Source organism: Lactiplantibacillus herbarum (assembly GCF_001039045.1).
Taxonomy (GTDB): Bacteria; Bacillota; Bacilli; order Lactobacillales; family Lactobacillaceae; genus Lactiplantibacillus; species Lactiplantibacillus herbarum.
Genome location: NZ_LFEE01000037.1, coordinates 1 through 17232 on the forward strand (window position 1 = coordinate 1; position 17232 = coordinate 17232).

Consider the following 17232-nt stretch of genomic DNA (forward strand, 5'->3'; position numbering starts at 1 on the left):
CTCTTGAAAAGATTCTAAACACGTTCTCAGTCCTTATCTACCAATGACTTATCTCATTGATGGCTTGCGGAACGCCATTTCACTAGGTGGCGGTATTAGATACGATGTTATCCTATTAGCGATTTTTATTGCAGTTGCCAATATTATCGTCATCCTCAAGTTTGAACTCGATATTCGCAGAGAAAAATTCGCATTCTTAGATGAACCAGATAAAGACTAAGAGGTGCACTCATGCTTACTAACTCAAGATCAGAACTCACTAAAATTCGCATTCAACATGCCTTATTCACATTACTCAAGCAACAAGCTTTTAGCCGCCTAACCACCAACGATATTTTAAGCGTTGCGCACGTCTCACGGGGCACTTTTTATCGCTACTATCATGATAAATACATGCTATTAACCTCGTGTGAAAGCCACTTAATCCATGATGTCAAAGCGATATTTACTAAGGATGGCAAACCTAACTTATCCAAGTTAACAGCCGCTAACCATCACAACGCCTTCTACGACCTGTTCCAGTACATTTACACACACGGAACGGAGCTAGCAGTATTACTCAACTGTTCTGAATCGCAAATCACCACTCGCATCCACGACTTGTTGGACGAAACGGTGAGACTTAGAAATCCACAACCGCTTAAACTACCGGAAACACCAAAAATCTGCCCCGCACTAGCAGAAGAATTAATTGATCAAAATATCATTACGATTTTAAAATTTTGGATCAATAGTGACTTTTCAGTCAGCCCGTCTAAAGCCTATCAGGATTTCTTAGAAAGTCGATCACTCTCACCACTCAACTTATCAACACTTTTAAATGCCAGTTAGTCTGAAGTCGATCAACAACTGTCTAAAAGGACCTTTAAAGATTGAATCATAGTGGTAACATTGTGACTTCACTTTAAAGGTCCTTTTACTATGACTTCAATAATAATTACGGTTAGCTCAACTACTCGCTTGCTTCAGAAAACAATCATCAAATACGACAGTCATAGACTTATCTGCTGGTCTAATCTTCATCAACAATGAAGTTTTTAATCAATTGAATGATCTGGCTATTCTGCGGTAATTTTGAATGTTCCGATTGACTACCGGTGACCGTCAACTCCGTAAAGTGCCGGACTTGACCTTGATAGACGTAGCGGCCAGCTAAAACGCTATATAGTGGTACTAACCCATCCGTATTGAAGTTCTGTGACCCCGCAACCGAATAAACTGTTAAATCACGCGGAATTCTAGTTCGATACGTCACTAAACTCCTGAGCATGGCTGTCTCACCATGACTATTGGCATCATTTAAATTATAAGGGGCTGCAATTGTCATAAGCTTCTTAATATGCAAATCACGTGATTTCAACGTATGTTCTAACGCATACGTTGAAATCAGACCACCATTAGAATGACCCACAATTTTGACATTTTTAAATCGATAACGGACCATCAAAGCCTGCATCGCATGATTGAACCATCCCGCTTGATGTTGAATATTATTGAAGCCATCCTTATTATCCTGAAAGCCAATCACAATAATTGGCTCATTATCATTTGCACGGATCGCTCCCGAATAGCTGAGTGAGTTATCCTTGTGTACCAACACTCGCAACAGACTGTGTTGCTCTTGCGACGTCTGATTAAGCTCTGTAACAAGCTGATTAAACCTATTTTGACTAGCGTTACTACCAGGTACCATAATAATGGGCGACAATTTGGAAGCTTGTTGTGTTTCCAATGCCTGCACATTTCTTTTGGCCCATTGACCAGACATGACGGCTAACAGGACAATCACAACACTTAAACTTCCAATCAATAAGATTTTTCTACTAATTTTCATGTTGGTTTACCTCAGCTAGTGGCGTGCCCATGTGAAACTCATCTAGCAGCTGTTCCTCCAGTTTTAGAAACGGGTAATAAACTAGCATTGACGTGCCAAAACAGACTAAGCTAAAAATTAAAGTGCCCCAATCTCCCCCAGTACTGATGAACGCCATTAGGATTCCCGGCGTTCCAGCAGGAATCGGATAGACTGGCGCCGGTATCAGATGCAGCGCTAACACGATCCAAGCAAGCATCATGTTAACCACTGGCGCAAAGACAAATGGAATTAAGTATGTTGATAGATACAATATTGGGAAGCCCACCATGATTGGGCCATCGAGGTTAAAAAAAGCTGGCAGTAACGATAGTCGACTAAGGTTACGTAAATTTTTATGCTTGCCAACAAGCAGAATCAGTACGACTAAGCTCAATAACATACCCTGACCCCCAACGTTGCCAAAAATCACAAACAAATTATGAAAATTCTCACTATTCGGAACATGTAAGGCACTGTGTTTGCTCAGCGCTGCATTCAGATTAATAATTTGGGTACTCTGATCAATGTTGTTCCATAAATTACCACTAAAACCTAAGAACTCTGCTAACTGCGAAAAGACACCCATTAATAACAGCCAAATAACTTTAAAATGACTGTTAGCAATCAATTGCTGCACTTGACCAGTGAGATGAGTACCGATGCTTGCAAAGTTGAGTTGTCCCATTCCAATTTTCAATAACACGATGATGATCACAATCATCGCAATCGGCAATACCTCACTCATGGCTTCCTCGACAACGTCCCCCGGCTTTAACTTAGCCCTTCTTGCTGGTCGACCAAGGAACCGAAACCCAATACCAACCGCAAAGCCAAGTATCATTGCCCATGTCAGACCTTGCGTAGTCAGAATTAGCCCATAAAATCTAAATTCATCATCCGTATAATGCGCTGCTAAGAACAACAGACTTAGTGCTGCCGTCCCGCCACTCAACCGCGATTCACAATGATGCACTTGGGTGTATTTTTTAGCAACTAAAAACGCCGCCATCACTACAGTTGTTGCGTTAATCAGCTTGGTTAAGCTCAACATCAGTTCATCAATGCCACGATTGGTCAACGCCCAATGTTGCAACCCCAACACACTGACCAAGAAACCGTTACTCGTGAATAGATTCAACCGGATCATCTGACAGAAACTACCTAATAATACGAAGGGGAAGATACTAATCAGTGTCGGTTTAACCAATTTAAAAAATTCAGTCTGTCTCAACTTGATAAGCATGGCAATGAACATATTCAAGTTATCTGCTTTTTTTATCAATATATCCCCCCACTATAAGAAATCACCTCATTTTGATTACACTAGAAGAGGCTTAATACGCTGCAAACTTGTCTACTGATTTGCGGATGAATTGCAAAGCTAGCCCTAGCGTAACGTACCCCTAAAGGTAAAAACAATTATTTAAGCATTGTCGAATAAGTACCGGTATATAACTAATTAAATCCGGCTCATCCTATTTAGAGCCCTTCAAAAACATTAGCTTCCATAGTTTTTTATCAATTGACAAGCATCCATTTGCTAGAGCTGGCGCTGATTAACCACCGATTTAACCGACCAAGCACACGCACCATGTGCCAAAATGAGAATTTTTCAGGATTCTTTCAGCGAACATAGGGGGCGTCACCTCGGGAATTCCCTTATGATAATAAAAAAAAGTGAGGTATCGACATGACAACTTTCTTCGCCCTATTCTTTCATTTAAACACGGTCCTGCCCCAATTAATCGCTAGTTTCGGCATCTGGATCTACGTGCTTCTATTCTTAATCATCTTTATCGAAACTGGCTTGGTGATTTTTCCATTCCTACCCGGTGATTCAATACTCTTCCTATGTGGCTCATTAGCCGCTATGGCAGCACAAAGTCTTAACTTTTGGGCCTTACTAATAACTTTAATGATTGCCGCCATTCTGGGTGATCTATGTAACTTTGAAATCGGTAAACGCTTTGGTCACCACGTTCTGCATAGCGAACGCTTAAAACGCTTTATCAAGCCACAATACGTTGAAGAATCACAAGCATTCTTTGATCGCCACGGCAGCCTAGCAATCTTCCTTGGTCGCTTCGTTCCAATCATCCGTACCTTAGTACCATTCACAGCCGGGATGAGCTCAATGCACTATCCAACTTTCGCCCGTTACAATATTTTAGGTGGGATCACTTGGATTTTGGTCACATTAGGTGCTGGCTTCCTCTTCGGTAACATTAGCTTCGTACAACAACATTTTGAATTGATCATGCTCGCTATCGTCTTCATCTCCCTAATTCCAGTTGGAATCGGTGTCCTTAACCGTCGGCGGTCATCAGTAGACTAACATAATTGAATCCAGTCAATCAGGAGCCCCTTCACAGCAATTGTGGATGGGCTTCTTTTTGCTATCATCCGCTGATACTTGGCATTAGCCATTGAAACCAATTAGCTACCTTCTAAATCTCCCGAATGTTAGGCAGGTGTCCTAAGCTTGAACCACGTCGCTTGTATTAATAGGTCAACAAATACCGTTATCTCCGTATTTATACCTAAATTAGCCGCTAAGCAAATACAAATCGGATCACCTTATTCCTTGAACTACTCTAATTACCACTTTACACTGGCGTTAAACAGCTACTTCAGACGCTTTTAGTCAGCCCTATATCCACCTAAAAGGTCGTGCACCTCATAACTTTATACTCAATTTCTTTAGTAAACAGTTGGTCTTTATAGACAAGCCAATTCAAAAAGTCAGGAGGAACCTAGATGTTAAGCCAATCCAGATCAGATGCAACTAAAGTGACCATTCAGCACGCGCTATTCACATTACTCAAACAAGATGACTTTAGCCGCTTAACCACACAAAACATCCTGTCAGTTGCCCACATCTCACGGGGAACGTTCTACCGCTACTATCATGATAAATACATGCTATTAAATTCCTGCGGAGACCAACTGATTCGTGACGTCAAAGAAATCTTTGCAGAAAACGGCAAGCCTAGCTTATCCCAGTTAACGGACACCAATCAGCACAATGCCTTCTATGAGCTATTCCAATATACTTATTTACACGGCTCAGAGCTAGCTTTACTGTTAGACTGCCCTGAATCCACAATCAACGAACAAATCCATAACTTAGTAAGTGCAACGGTCATGACTGGTATCTCTTCAGCACCCCAAGATACTGCTACTAACCTCATGCCATCACTAGCAAAAGAGCTCATCGTTCAAAATGTCATGACTATTTTGACCTTCTGGATTGACCATGATTTTCCAATCGGGCCAACCAAAACATACCAACTCTTCGTAGCTAGTCGATCACTATCTCCAATTGACTTATCACAAGTATTAACGGTTTCTCAGTCCTCATTTGCAGTACACAATTAATTAGAAAGGCCCTTTGAAGCACAGATTTACGCTTCAAAGGACCTTTTAGGATGCTCTCGTTTCAGCGGGCTACTAGCCTGCTTAAAAGCTAATTGCATCATACAACAAATGGAAACAACTATGATTTTAACAAGCTCTTACGACTAGACTGACAATCTTGATGACTACAGACGTTTAAACTCGTCACTATTAGCCGTATCTCTGAAATCGTTCTTAACGCTGACCTATAAATCAGCACATTGAATCGTTATTTTACGCCCAAATCACACAATCATTTAGCCTCAAAAAAAGCAGTTATCCGAATCACTTCAGATAACTGCTTTCCATATTCTATCGTTCCTGCTTGCTAATATAAACTGGCCGGTGCTTCGTCTCCAAGTAAGCCTTGCTGATGTACTTGCCCACAATCCCCAGGCAGAACAATTGTAATCCGCCCATCATCAAAATAATAGTGACTAATGATGGCCAGCCCCCGGTTACATCTCCGAAGACTAGTGCACGTACCACAATGAAAATCATGGCGATAATGGCTAATACAAATGCCCCAATTCCTAGGAATGATGCTGCAGCTAATGGCTTATCGGAAAAATTGATAATGCCATCAATCGAATAGTTGACAAGGTCTAAAAAGGACCAGTGGGTTTCACCCGCTGCTCGATCACGATTCTGATAGCTCAAATACTTGGTCTTAAAACCAACCCAGCTGAACAACCCCTTTGAGAAGCGGTTAGCTTCAGGCATACTCAATACGGCATCCACAACTTGACGCGTCATCATTCGATAATCACGCGCACCACGTTCGATCTTCGTTTCTGAAATTCGATTAATGAATCCGTAGAATGCATTGGAGAAGAAGGAGCGAATAATGGGTTCACCCTTGCGATCAACACGTTTAGTTCCAATTACGTCATAGTGTTCCTCTAAAATGCCACTGATCATCTGTGGCAATAATGTTGGTGGATCTTGTAAATCAACATCCATTACAACGACTAAATCACCAGTTGCATGCTGCAAACCAGCATACAAAGCAGCTTCCTTACCAAAATTACGCGAAAACGAAACGTAGTGGACATGTTCTGGGTCTGTCTGTGCTAACTTTTGTAGCGCCGTTAGTGTTGCATCCGTTGAACCATCATCGATCAACCAGTACTCTAACTGATATTGGGGCCACAACGGTTGAATCTTAGTCTGATAAACCTGTTGAACCGCCTCATAGAATAGTGCTACGGACGCTTGCTCATTGTAACAAGGCACAATAATTGATATTTTTTTCATCGTTGCAGCTCCTTTCAGCTGGTAATGACTAACGACGTGAACGAAGACTCCAGTTCAATAAGCGCTGAGCCTTCTCTTGCCACCGTGCATACCATGCCTTAGCTTGATACCAGCAACCACTGGCTAGAAAAACACTGCCTAACGTATCTGTTGCATAATGATCACGCAAGTAAACCCGTGATACCATGACGATCAATACCCAAATAATCCCGAAGAATACTAACCCTACTCGCAGTGACTGAGAAGAAAGTAATTGCAAGCTAATGCCAACGACAATAATCACCAACAAGACAGTGCCGAAAACATGCCCACTGGGGAAACTGAAGCCAGTATCCGGAACTAATTGCTGACTTGGACGTGCGCGACGCACAATATTCTTCATAATAAAGGCGACAACATCACCACCGAACATCGTGCTGATTGCCAGCAGACCTAACGTTTGATGATGGGTGACGTATAATCCAATACTAAAGATCAGTGCAATGACGAGCGTTACTGCTGGACTAGCCAGGGTAGCAACTAATGTAAAGATTGAAGTTAAGCTTGGGCTTGCGACTAACGTTAAGCCGTTAAACACCCCGTTATCTAACCCTTGAATCAGACTAGCATTGATCATCACTAAAATTGCAAGAATACCAAAGATTCCAAAAAACGACCATGCTAAGCGGGTCTCATTACCTGTACGTTGTAACATGTTGTTCACTCCTCAAAAATTTCAATTTAACTTAGCTCGCTAAATGATCACCGACCATCTAAGCTTAAAGTTTGAGCGCTACTGCTCATTGATAACTAGCATACTGATTACCTTGTTATTCCGCCCCTCACCCGAAATGAATAATCACTGAACTTTTCTCAGAAAGACGATTTGAGTTCAATTATCTGGGCAATTAAAGTAAAAGGATTTGCTAATTTTTTTCAATCTAATTAAAATAATTATTTTTGATGATGCTGTTTGTGGCGACTAATTACGGTGATGTAAGTAATTCCTAGTACGACCATCAAGATCCACCAGAAAATTGGTTGTAGTGTTCCTGCCCGCATCGCGACGAGTATTGCGGTTTGATTCACAATTGACATCATTTTGATCATCCTTCCTGATTAACTAATTGATGCCTATTTTACGCAGGATACGACAGAGAAAAAGTCCTAGCAAACTAAAATCATCTGAACTTTTCTCATTTATGTCCCTAAGTTCGCTTTCTGAGAAATCCTCAGAATATTTTCAGGTGGATTATGGCGCCGATTCATCATTTGTTTTGTATACTAACTATATAAGAACTTTTAATTTCAAAAATACCTATGTAAGCCTATCACAATCAGATTACTATTAATCAAAAACTATCGTTTGAAAGGTCGTTACCCAATGCCCAAAATTTTACTCGTTGACGACGAAGCCAGTGTCGTTGATTTTTTACAACAGGAATTAACCTTTGAAGATTATGAAGTCATCACCGCTATGGACGGTCAGGCCGCCTATGCGACCTATCAGGAACAAAAAGACGATTTAGACCTCGTACTCTTAGACTGGATGCTGCCTAAGATGGATGGTCTCGAAGTACTACGTCGGATTCGCAAACACGATAATATCCCCGTTATCATGATGACCGCACGGGACTATGTCAGTGATAAAGTCGCCGGACTAGATGGCGGTGCCGATGATTACATCACAAAACCTTTCGACACCGAAGAACTACTTGCACGGGTGCGTGTGATTCTGCGCCATGCTGAACAGCAGCATGATACACAGGAAGTTTATAAGTATGCTGATCTGGAATTGAATACCAAATCACGCCAAGTCAAGCGCCAACATCAGTTGATTCAGCTCACTCAACGCGAATATGAACTCTTACTAACGTTGATTAAGAATGCGCCAACTACCTTTACCCGTGATGAACTCTTAGATCAAGTCTGGGGCATCGACTTTGAAGGCCAACCCAACATCGTCGACGTGTATATCCGTTACTTGCGTCACAAAATCGACACTGAAGACCAACGTAAATTAATCCATACGGTCCGCGGTGTCGGCTACTGTCTGCGAGATGATGTGCATGCGTAATTTCCGAGGTCGGTCAAACGCTGCTCAAATGACACGTACCTTTACCGCAATGATTCTTCTAATTGTTTTGATTACGGGTGCTTCAATTGCATTCGTCGTTGGTTACCGGCTAACGCGTAACCGTATGGATGATTCCAGTGTTCTTGTCTCTAGTCTTGAACGCTCGATTATTGACGATGAACCGGACTGGCATCACTGGAAACAAACTAGTCCCATCGACACGGATGATACCTACGTCAAAGTCATTACTAAGATTCCCGGCAAGAAAAAGGAAACCTTCTATTCAGATAATGCCGAAGATTTCTTAGCCGCTAAGCAATGGGCAATCCCTGGCTTTTCTAGATTCTATTACAGTGACGACTTCGGCTTTTTCTATCGGTCAGGATCTGAGAGCCGCCACGTCTACTACGAAACCTGGACTGGCCTGCATGACGTTGTTCATATTTTTCGCTTAATTTTATTAGACCTCTTAATCGCCATGGTACTTTGTGGGATCTTAGGCTACTTCGTAACGGCCTGGTTAGCTAGACGATTGAATCAACCACTATCAGCACTGACTAACGCGGCTAAACAGATCAGCCACGCCGACAATATCTCGTATCATGAAACGTTACCCGTCCCAGAACACCCGGATGAGGTGCGTGACCTCGGTACAGAAATCAATCAACTGTTACAATCATTGAATGATCAGGCACTCCGTGATCACCAATTCGTGGCCGATGCTTCTCACGAACTACGTACCCCGTTAACGGCAATTCGCGGTCACATCAGCTTGATCAATAGACGCGGTCAGGATCACCCAGAAGTCATTCCACGTTCACTGGCCTTCATTGACCGCGAGTCGAGCCGGATGCAAACATTGGTTGAACATTTACTACAACTTTCACGGATGGATCACGCTGAAGTTCAGTTGAGTTACCAAGATATTGCTACTGCCGTTAAAGACACGGTCAACCGCTACCAAGGCAGTCTCCAACAAACGATTGAACTGAACATCGCAACCACATCGATGGCCTACTTCAATCCTGAAAGTTTGCAACAAATTTTGATTGCCCTACTGAGTAACGCTAGCAAGTATTCACCGGCTAACGCACCTATTACAGTTACCGTAACGACTCAAGCTGATCAGCCCGTAATCATGATTGCTGATCAAGGGATGGGCATCAGTGACGCCAACAAAGCGCACGTTTTTGAACGTTTTTATCGGGTTGACCAAGCTCGTTCGCAAGAGATTCCCGGTACTGGTCTCGGCCTAGCCATCGTTGCGCGGCTAGCAACCTTGAATCAAGCCAAGGTAACCGTTAGCGATAATCAGCCACACGGAACCATTTTTACGCTCCATCTGACAACTAATCTGGTTGATTAGCTTATTGGATTATTATTGACGCTTCCAGTTAAAGGCCGTACAATAAAATTTATCGTTTAAATTTTTTGTCGGTATTCACATTCGACATTAAGGAGTGTTCAAATATGACCCAAGTTTACGTTGCTAGCCCCTTTTTCAGTCCCGAACAGGTGACCCGTGTCACCCAATTGGAAGAAGCTCTAGCTCAAAACCCAACTGTTACTGATTTCTACTCACCACGTTTGCATCAAGATGCGCAGGCTGAACAATTTACTAAGGCTTGGGCAACTGAAATCTTTCACCGCGATATGGACCAAATCGCTGCAGCTGACGCAATCGTCACGGTTCTAGATTTCGAAGCGAAGAACTTGGATTCAGGAACGGCTTACGAACTCGGTGTAGCTACCATGCGCAACTTGCCAATTCTAGCACTTCAAGAAAAGCCCGAAGCGGTCAACTTAATGATTACCGAAAGCTTACATTGGTATACAAAACAAGTCGCTGACTTCGCCACTTATGATTTCAACCAGTTACCAAAGGGTGAATTCGTTGGGGAAATCCTTTAAATTTGGTATTAGCAACTAATTTAAAAACACCATTAACATAAAGAGGCCATGACAAAAAAAGTCATGACCTCTTTACTATTCTCAATAGTAATCTGAAACGGGAATCAAAAAATAGGTGTCACTTATCTATAAACAGCCACCACTAGCCAAACTTGAAGCCAAGTTCTGATTTTTATTTTTCAGCCTTGATCGGTACCCCGATGGCTTGTTGCCAGTCAAAGTACGGTGTATCCTTCGTTAGTTCTTCAAATTGTGCAGCCGTTAACTGCGACCAGTCTAACTCGCTTGTCATCAAATGTAACGGATCGCTCAACGCTAACTGGAATTCACGCGTCCAAGCTAGTAACGCTGGAATAACCGTTAAATTAGTATTCAACAGCTGATAAGTTGCCGTAGTGGTCGTCAGCGTCAACGCCACCGTGAATCGTGGGTCCATCTGGAGACCAAACCCTGGTTGGTCCATCAGTGATCGATACAAAACAATCTGAACCCCGGTAATCACATTAGATGTAGGTGCCAAGCTCTGGAATTCTTGCCCCTTTTCATCTGCAAAGCTCAGCCGTCCCGGTGTAATCGTCAATTGACCATGCATCGCAGCACCTTCATTCAACAGCTTGAACATTCGCGATACTGGTTTGGGCGCAGTTGAATACTGCTGATCCCCAATCTTAATCGACATAAACGTCGGTTGGTGTGCCAAATTATCAGCAATATCAGTCACCGTTACAGGCGTTATCTTTTTCATATAAATATCCCCCCGCATTCTTTCTCTCATAAACAAAGTATACGCTTTCATAAGTGCTACGGTTGACTTTTTTCGATTAATCATCAATCCAGATAAATATCGCACAATAGTTTGTTTTTCAAATTGGCATCAAATCATCATCTTCATTCTTAAAACCAATTATCCATAAATTTTAAATCTGAGATAATCAGTATTCTGATTTTTCATTCACCACGAATTTAAGTATGCTGGTCCTAATCACAAAGGAGATGGCCTACATGCAAGCAATTCTACAAGAAAACAATCAAGGTATCGACAGCATCAAAACAGCCACAATGACACAACCAACCGGTTCACTACTCGGCACCCTAGTTAACGTTAACTACGTCCCAGTACTGCCGTGGGATATGAAAGGTGAACGTGGCGAATTAGGCACCATTGAAAATCGCAATTTGCCTCATATTATTGGTTACGGGTTCGCTGGTACCAAATACCATTCAAATTCAGCCAACCAACAAAGTCGTCCACGTTTAATGGGCGCCGCCCCCCAAGGCAGCTATGCCGAAGTGATCAATGCTAGCATTCCCTTCTACACTTTTAAAGTTCCAGATAACGTGACGCTCCCACAAGCCGCAACGGTTATCGGCGGCGCGGACACCGCCCTGATGATGATTGAAGCAACCCACGTAACTCCCACTACTAAAGTTCTGGTACTCGGTGGCTCTGGTGGTATTGGAACTTACCTCATCCAACTATTAAACAACTTACACGTTCAATTCAGCGTTCTATCATCGGTTAGAAGTGTCGACTTCACCCGTACGATCCGGTCTGGAATTGACGTTCATACAGATTTAAACGAACTCAACGACGACGCCTTCGATCTTATTTTGGACACGACCGGTTCTGAAACATTACTTAATGCGGCAGCTAATAAAGTCGTTACGAATGGCCTAATCTTCACATCTGCCCTACCTTTTTACCGTTCCCCACGGCCAGATGTTAAAGCGGTCTTCAAGAATCGACCACTCAGCCCAGCGAAATATCAGCATCTACTCAAGCTGATTTCAACGGGCCAATTAACACCCATGATCGACAAGATTTTTCCGCTTGATCAAGTGCGCGAGGCTCAGCACTACGCTGAAGATGGCCCGTCGCGGGGGCGTGTATTAGTTGAAGTAAAAGCAGAAAACTAATTTAAAAACAGTCATTTAACAAAAAGCACCTGCACACCCAAACCAAATTGGTTTGGATGTGCAGGTGCTTTTTAGTATTAGTTCAAATCTAAAACAATCAACTAATCATGATCTTCATCCGGTAATGCTTCCTTCGTCTTATCCGCTGCTGGCCGGTAGAAATTGCGGCCATCCATCGCGAAGATCCGCTCCGTGTACGTCCCTGGTTCTGCATGCCCCAACGATGTCTGCATCATTTGAATCGATGCATCCAGTTCGTCTAAATCATGCAAAATTTCTGCTTCCATGATATGTGGACGCACTGGTGAACCGTATTCGAGCAAACCGTGATGCGCTAAGATCGTGTGTCGCAAGACCAAGACTGATTCCGACTGTTCGTCGATTTTCAACTGCTGGCATGCTTCAACAATCTGTTCATCAATCAAGACGATGTGCCCAACTAAGTTGCCGGCTAATGTATAAGTCGTCGATACTGGACCGGACATTTCAATAGTCTTACCCATATCATGTAAGATAGCGCCAGCGTACAGCAATGCTCGGTTAACGTGTGGGTATTGATCCGCAACCGTCTTAGCTAAGCGTAGAATCGACAACGTATGGTAAGCTAAGCCACCCACAAAGGCGTGATGATTCTTCTTGGCTGCGGGATAAGTGAAGAAACTGTCGTGGAACGTTGTCAATAGATGACGCACGATGCGGTTCCAGTTAGGTTCGGTAATTTCAAACACGAACTGATTCACTTCATCAGCCATTGCATCCGTCTTTAAAGGTGCGTGTTCAACGAACTGATTCACATCCTGAGGTTCACCCTCATGCGTCAAACGCATCTGTTGAATCTTGATCTGTGGATTGCCCTGATAATTTTCCCGTTTACCCTTGAGGTGAATGACCCGACCAGCCTGGAAATTTTCAACGTCGGTATCACTAGCGTCCCAAAACTTACCAGAGATTTCACCCGAAGTATCTTGAAAGTTGATAGCTAAGAATTTCTTGCCATTTTTAGCCATCCGTACTTCAGCATCTTTCAGTAAGAAATAGCCTTCAACTGGTTCGTCTACTTGGTAATCAAATAATTTTTTTGCCATCTTCTGGCCCCCATCTAAGTTAATTGTTGGACGGTCGCAGTCGGTAATTGCGTTAACGCCGCCGTTTCATTCGTAAAGTAAATCACTTGGTGTTGTTGTGCGACTTCAGCTAGCTCTTGCCAAGCGGCCTGACGTCGATGTTCATCAAAATTAACAAAACCATCGTCGATCATTAATGGCAATCGTGCCTGATCACCCAAATGGTTAATCAAAGCCAAACGCAATGCTAAGTAGAGTTGCTCCTTAGTAGCCGTTGACAATTCTGCCACGTTAAAACGGGCGCCCGTGGTCGTAATCGCCAATAATTCTTCATCAGCTAATTTGATTTCATTATACCGCTTCCCAGTCAGTTGCGCGAAAATCACGGCGGCCTGAGCTAAGACTTGCGGTAACTGCTGCTGCGTCAATAATTGCAGTGCTTGGTCAATCCAGTTTGCACCTAATTGTCGAGTCATCCACTGACGGGCCAAGACGGTGATTTCAGTCTGCATGTTAGCTTGTTGTTGACGTAAAATAGCGTAACGCCCATCTTCAGTTAACTGTTTTAGTTGCGCCTGTGTCGTCACAAGGTCCGCAGTTTGATCGGTTAATGCTTGTTGAACGACAGCTTGCTGGTTACGGCCCGTAGTAATGGCAGCTTGTAAGTCTGCTAACGTCGCGTAGGCCTGTAGTGCAGCTAAATCCGTTGAACTCAACTGTTGCTGTAATTGCTGTGCACTCGCCGTGTTAGCGACCTGCGCCGCATAAGTCTCGATTGCGCGTGCCAATCCGTCAGCATCTGCAAGGCCATTGGCTGCTGCTAATTGTTGCAACTGCTCTGTCAACTCATGAACTTGCTGAGTTAACTGTTGGACTTGTCGTTGCGTAAAGGCAAAGTCGGGACCCGTCATCGTTTGTTGCTGCATATTTTGACGAACCTGCTCATAGAATTGAGCCACGCGAGTAACACTAGTCGTCAAATGCTGTTCATCGACAGGAATCCAGCCAGCCGCAAACTGGTATGCTTGCAACTGTTGCCAAACGACCATTGCTTGCGCTGCAGCCTGCTGTTCAGCAGACGTGACTGTATTCTGTGCTCGTTGTAACGCTGCTACTAGCTCCAGTTGCTGAAGGGCTTCACTAGCCGTTAGATTAGGGGCTAGGCCTGCTGCAACCAATTGCTCCTGAAACTCATTTTCAGCAGTCGTTGCCGTGCCACTTAATTCTTCCCAGCCAAACCACCCTAATAATCCACAGCCCGCCAAGATGAGTAGCCATTTAAACGCCCCCAATGGTAGGAATAGACCAGCAACAAGCCCCACACCACCAGCGACTAATCGCCAATCTACGTGATGCTCATTAGCAGACTGCTGCTGTCCGCGTGAAGTCGGCACATTCGTTAATGCTTGTTTCAAGTCGACAATCGCATCCCGCTTATGTGGTGACAAACATGACAGTAGTTCTGGATGCGCATTACTCTGTGCTTGGTAGTCAGCCTTAGCTTCCGTCACTTGTTGCGTTAAAGTTTGATGTTTGCCTAATGCCTGCTGCAACGTCGGTAATTGCTGCTCTAATTGTTCAAACTGATCTTGATGCTGCACATAGAATCCAATCAAACCTTGTGATTGTGGATCCACCGGTTGCTGGCTCAACTGCTCACGAGCACTGGCTAGTGCGTGCTGTAACTCCGTCTGCTTCGTTGTTAGTGTTTGATACTGTTGAATCGTTGCTTCCGACAGTTGATCCGTATGGTCATCCGCGGATCCTGATTGTAGTTGCTGCAATTGCTGGTATAACGGCCACTGGTTCCGCAAATTGGCCAACCGTTGTTGTTCAGTATTCAGCCGTTCTTCTTCCCGTTGCTGACGGGCCTGTTCTGCCTGCAGTCCTTGTAGCCGATCCTGCAACGACACGTACTCCGGATAGCGCTGTTTAGCTGTCTTGACCTGTTCGCTCAACGCATGATAGCGTTGTAACGCCTGATTAAGTTCAGGCTTGCGGCCACGGGGCTTGTAGAGTTCATCGGCATTTTTCCGTAAAGCGGTTGCCGTATCGCGCCATGGTGCACTGCCTACTAGTCCTGCCTGTTGCAGTTGCATATTGAGATCACTTGCGCGTAACGTCTTTAAAGCCGTCAATTCAGCTTGATTGAATGTGAATAATTGTAAATACTGACTCCGATCATACGGTGCTAACCATTTATCTAGCAAAGATAGTGGTTGTGACGCCTGATTCGTCAGATTAATTAACGTGGCGGGCTGCTCGCTCAGACGCGTCAATCGGTAAGGCGTCTCGTCAACGACTAAATCCAATGAACCACCATACTGACTAGTCGCCTGCGGTTCATAGCGCTCTAATTGATGGCGCCGGGAAGGAAAGTCGAATAACATTCCCAGTATAAATGCCCGTAACGTTGATTTACCACTCTCATTAAGGCCGTAAACAACTTGTAGACCATCGCCAAAGTCAAATTGCTGTTGCTGGAACTTACCAAAACCCGCAATCTCAACTCGTTTAATCCACATCGTCGTCCACCCCCGTTGTTAAATGATATTGGTCCGTCAATAGCTGCATAACTTGTTGTTGCCAAACCGTCGTTGAGACGTCATCCAATAATGCTGTATTCAAAAAATCTTCATCCAACAAGTGGCCTGCTAGTTCAGCTACAGCAGCATCCGTAACCACCGTTTGTCCGGCATGCTGCCAAGTTGTTGCATTTAAACCAAATAGTGGCACTGAGTCTGTCGTCACGACCTGCTCAATCGCAACTGGCCACCAATGTTCACCAGCCAATTCTTGTAACTGTGTCAATAAAGCACCCTGAGTTAAAGCTAGTTCAGTACTAGTCCCCAGTTCGACCGTTGCTGGCAAACTGACCGTTACAAGTTGATAGCCAGTCGTCATGCTAGCAGTTAGCTGGTCTGCCAATTGTTGAACAAGTGATTGTCGTTCCCAATGGCCGGTTAAGTCAGCCGTCCAGTCGGTCCACGTAATTGAAGTCAAGTCATGAAAGACTGGTTGCAACGTATGATCCGCCTGACTCGTCACGATTAGGCATCCTTTAGGCCCCGTTTCACCACGGTGACGGCCTTGAATATTACCTGAATAGATCACTGGTGGCTGTTCATTGAGTACTTGCCGTTGATGAATGTGACCGAGTGCCCAGTAATCATAGTGTTTCGCCAGTAGCTCACTCAGACTAAACGGTGCATAGTGATCGCCAGCAACCCCCGTTTGACCGTGCAACGTACCAATATGATAGTCGGCTTGCGCTTTAGCTGGATAAGTTGCAACTAGGTCATCCGTCACCCAACGCTTCGCATAACTAAAGCCGCTGATGGCGACTCGTGTCTGATCCGCAGTGGTCACCGTCACAGTCGTCACTTGTGGCCCAAAAGCGTGCACGTTCGCTGGTAAATGCCAGTTCGTTAAGTCTGGCTGAAAATCATGGTTCCCGAATGACAAGATAACTGGGATCTGAGCTTCATTTAATTGTTCTAACGCAGACATTAGAGCTGCCTGCGCCTGAACACTTTGACTCTGTTGATCGAATAAATCCCCTACTAATAAGACAAAGTCCACGTGTTCGGCTATTGCTAGCTTGACCAACCGTGTCAAGGCCATTAAAGGTGCTGTGATTAGCCGTTCCTGTAATGCTGGAGTCAGCCCACTTAATCCTTGAAACGGCGTATCTAAATGCAAATCAGCTGCGTGTAAAAATTTCATGCTATCCTCCATAAATAAAAAAGGGCAATCACGAAACGCTTTTCGCCATT

General features: G+C 43.9%; 17 protein-coding genes. 8 read left to right on the forward strand and 9 right to left on the reverse strand.

Annotated elements, in window-relative coordinates:
* The first annotated feature begins 43 nt into the window (after positions 1 to 43).
* Complete coding sequence (locus tag ACG95_RS14540; RefSeq protein WP_160300366.1) at positions 44 to 220, forward strand: hypothetical protein; 177 nt, start codon at positions 44 to 46, stop codon at positions 218 to 220.
* 11 nt (positions 221 to 231) lie between these two features.
* Positions 232 to 831, forward strand: a complete 600-nt coding sequence (locus ACG95_RS14045) for a TetR/AcrR family transcriptional regulator (protein WP_053072781.1) — start codon at positions 232 to 234, stop codon at positions 829 to 831.
* Between the two features lie 181 nt (positions 832 to 1012).
* Here ACG95_RS14045 and ACG95_RS11110 read toward each other — a convergent pair whose 3' ends face one another.
* Together ACG95_RS11110 and ACG95_RS11115 are read right to left on the reverse strand one after the other, a co-directional pair.
* Positions 1013 to 1834, reverse strand: a complete 822-nt coding sequence (locus tag ACG95_RS11110) for an alpha/beta hydrolase (protein WP_048000583.1) — start codon at positions 1832 to 1834, stop codon at positions 1013 to 1015.
* Positions 1824 to 3137 carry a PTS sugar transporter subunit IIC gene (locus ACG95_RS11115; RefSeq protein ID WP_152668335.1) on the reverse strand — a complete coding sequence of 438 codons (1314 nt, stop codon included), beginning with the start codon at positions 3135 to 3137 and terminating at the stop codon, positions 1824 to 1826. The genes ACG95_RS11110 and ACG95_RS11115 overlap by 11 nt, the downstream gene beginning before the upstream one ends.
* 408 nt (positions 3138 to 3545) lie before the next feature.
* Here ACG95_RS11115 and ACG95_RS11120 point away from each other — a divergent pair, with 408 nt between their 5' ends.
* Both ACG95_RS11120 and ACG95_RS14050 read left to right on the forward strand, forming a co-directional pair.
* Positions 3546 to 4190, forward strand: a complete 645-nt coding sequence (locus ACG95_RS11120; RefSeq protein WP_048000585.1) for a VTT domain-containing protein — start codon at positions 3546 to 3548, stop codon at positions 4188 to 4190.
* Between the two features lie 422 nt (positions 4191 to 4612).
* Positions 4613 to 5233, forward strand: coding sequence for a TetR/AcrR family transcriptional regulator (locus ACG95_RS14050; RefSeq protein WP_053072783.1), 621 nt, complete (start codon positions 4613 to 4615; stop codon positions 5231 to 5233).
* 330 nt (positions 5234 to 5563) lie between these two features.
* Here ACG95_RS14050 and ACG95_RS11130 read toward each other — a convergent pair whose 3' ends face one another.
* The 3 genes from ACG95_RS11130 to ACG95_RS14545 all read right to left on the reverse strand — a co-directional run bounded on the left by ACG95_RS11130 (position 5564) and on the right by ACG95_RS14545 (position 7588).
* Positions 5564 to 6508, reverse strand: coding sequence for a glycosyltransferase family 2 protein (locus ACG95_RS11130; RefSeq protein WP_048000586.1), 945 nt, complete (start codon positions 6506 to 6508; stop codon positions 5564 to 5566).
* A 28-nt stretch (positions 6509 to 6536) separates the two neighbouring features.
* Positions 6537 to 7202, reverse strand: a complete 666-nt coding sequence (locus ACG95_RS11135; RefSeq protein ID WP_048000587.1) for a phosphatase PAP2 family protein — start codon at positions 7200 to 7202, stop codon at positions 6537 to 6539.
* A 239-nt stretch (positions 7203 to 7441) separates the two neighbouring features.
* On the reverse strand, positions 7442 to 7588 hold the full coding sequence (locus tag ACG95_RS14545; protein WP_160300367.1) for a hypothetical protein: 147 nt from the start codon (positions 7586 to 7588) through the stop codon (positions 7442 to 7444).
* Positions 7589 to 7871: 283 nt separating this feature from the next.
* Here ACG95_RS14545 and ACG95_RS11140 point away from each other — a divergent pair, with 283 nt between their 5' ends.
* The 3 genes from ACG95_RS11140 to ACG95_RS11150 all read left to right on the forward strand — a co-directional run bounded on the left by ACG95_RS11140 (position 7872) and on the right by ACG95_RS11150 (position 10475).
* Positions 7872 to 8564 (forward strand): response regulator transcription factor, encoded by a 693-nt coding sequence (locus tag ACG95_RS11140; RefSeq protein WP_048000588.1) that lies wholly within the window; start codon positions 7872 to 7874, stop codon positions 8562 to 8564.
* Positions 8557 to 9930 carry a sensor histidine kinase gene (locus tag ACG95_RS11145; protein WP_048000589.1) on the forward strand — a complete coding sequence of 458 codons (1374 nt, stop codon included), beginning with the start codon at positions 8557 to 8559 and terminating at the stop codon, positions 9928 to 9930. The genes ACG95_RS11140 and ACG95_RS11145 overlap by 8 nt, the downstream gene beginning before the upstream one ends.
* 104 nt (positions 9931 to 10034) lie before the next feature.
* Positions 10035 to 10475 (forward strand): nucleoside 2-deoxyribosyltransferase, encoded by a 441-nt coding sequence (locus tag ACG95_RS11150; protein WP_048000590.1) that lies wholly within the window; start codon positions 10035 to 10037, stop codon positions 10473 to 10475.
* 172 nt (positions 10476 to 10647) lie between these two features.
* On the opposite strand, the gene ACG95_RS11155 is transcribed toward ACG95_RS11150, so the two are convergent.
* Positions 10648 to 11220, reverse strand: coding sequence for a hypothetical protein (locus ACG95_RS11155; protein ID WP_048000591.1), 573 nt, complete (start codon positions 11218 to 11220; stop codon positions 10648 to 10650).
* 257 nt (positions 11221 to 11477) lie between these two features.
* On the opposite strand from ACG95_RS11155, the gene ACG95_RS14055 reads away from it, so the two are divergent.
* Positions 11478 to 12392 (forward strand): zinc-binding dehydrogenase, encoded by a 915-nt coding sequence (locus ACG95_RS14055; protein WP_053072785.1) that lies wholly within the window; start codon positions 11478 to 11480, stop codon positions 12390 to 12392.
* Positions 12393 to 12493: 101 nt separating this feature from the next.
* On the opposite strand, the gene ACG95_RS11165 is transcribed toward ACG95_RS14055, so the two are convergent.
* From ACG95_RS11165 to ACG95_RS11175, 3 genes are read right to left on the reverse strand one after another with little or no spacing between them, the layout of a single operon-like run.
* Complete coding sequence (locus ACG95_RS11165; protein WP_048000592.1) at positions 12494 to 13477, reverse strand: 3'-5' exoribonuclease YhaM family protein; 984 nt, start codon at positions 13475 to 13477, stop codon at positions 12494 to 12496.
* A 14-nt stretch (positions 13478 to 13491) separates the two neighbouring features.
* Positions 13492 to 15981, reverse strand: a complete 2490-nt coding sequence (locus ACG95_RS11170; RefSeq protein WP_048000593.1) for an ATP-binding protein — start codon at positions 15979 to 15981, stop codon at positions 13492 to 13494.
* Positions 15971 to 17182, reverse strand: coding sequence for a metallophosphoesterase family protein (locus tag ACG95_RS11175; protein WP_048000594.1), 1212 nt, complete (start codon positions 17180 to 17182; stop codon positions 15971 to 15973). The genes ACG95_RS11170 and ACG95_RS11175 overlap by 11 nt, the downstream gene beginning before the upstream one ends.
* Positions 17183 to 17232: the final 50 nt, after the last annotated feature.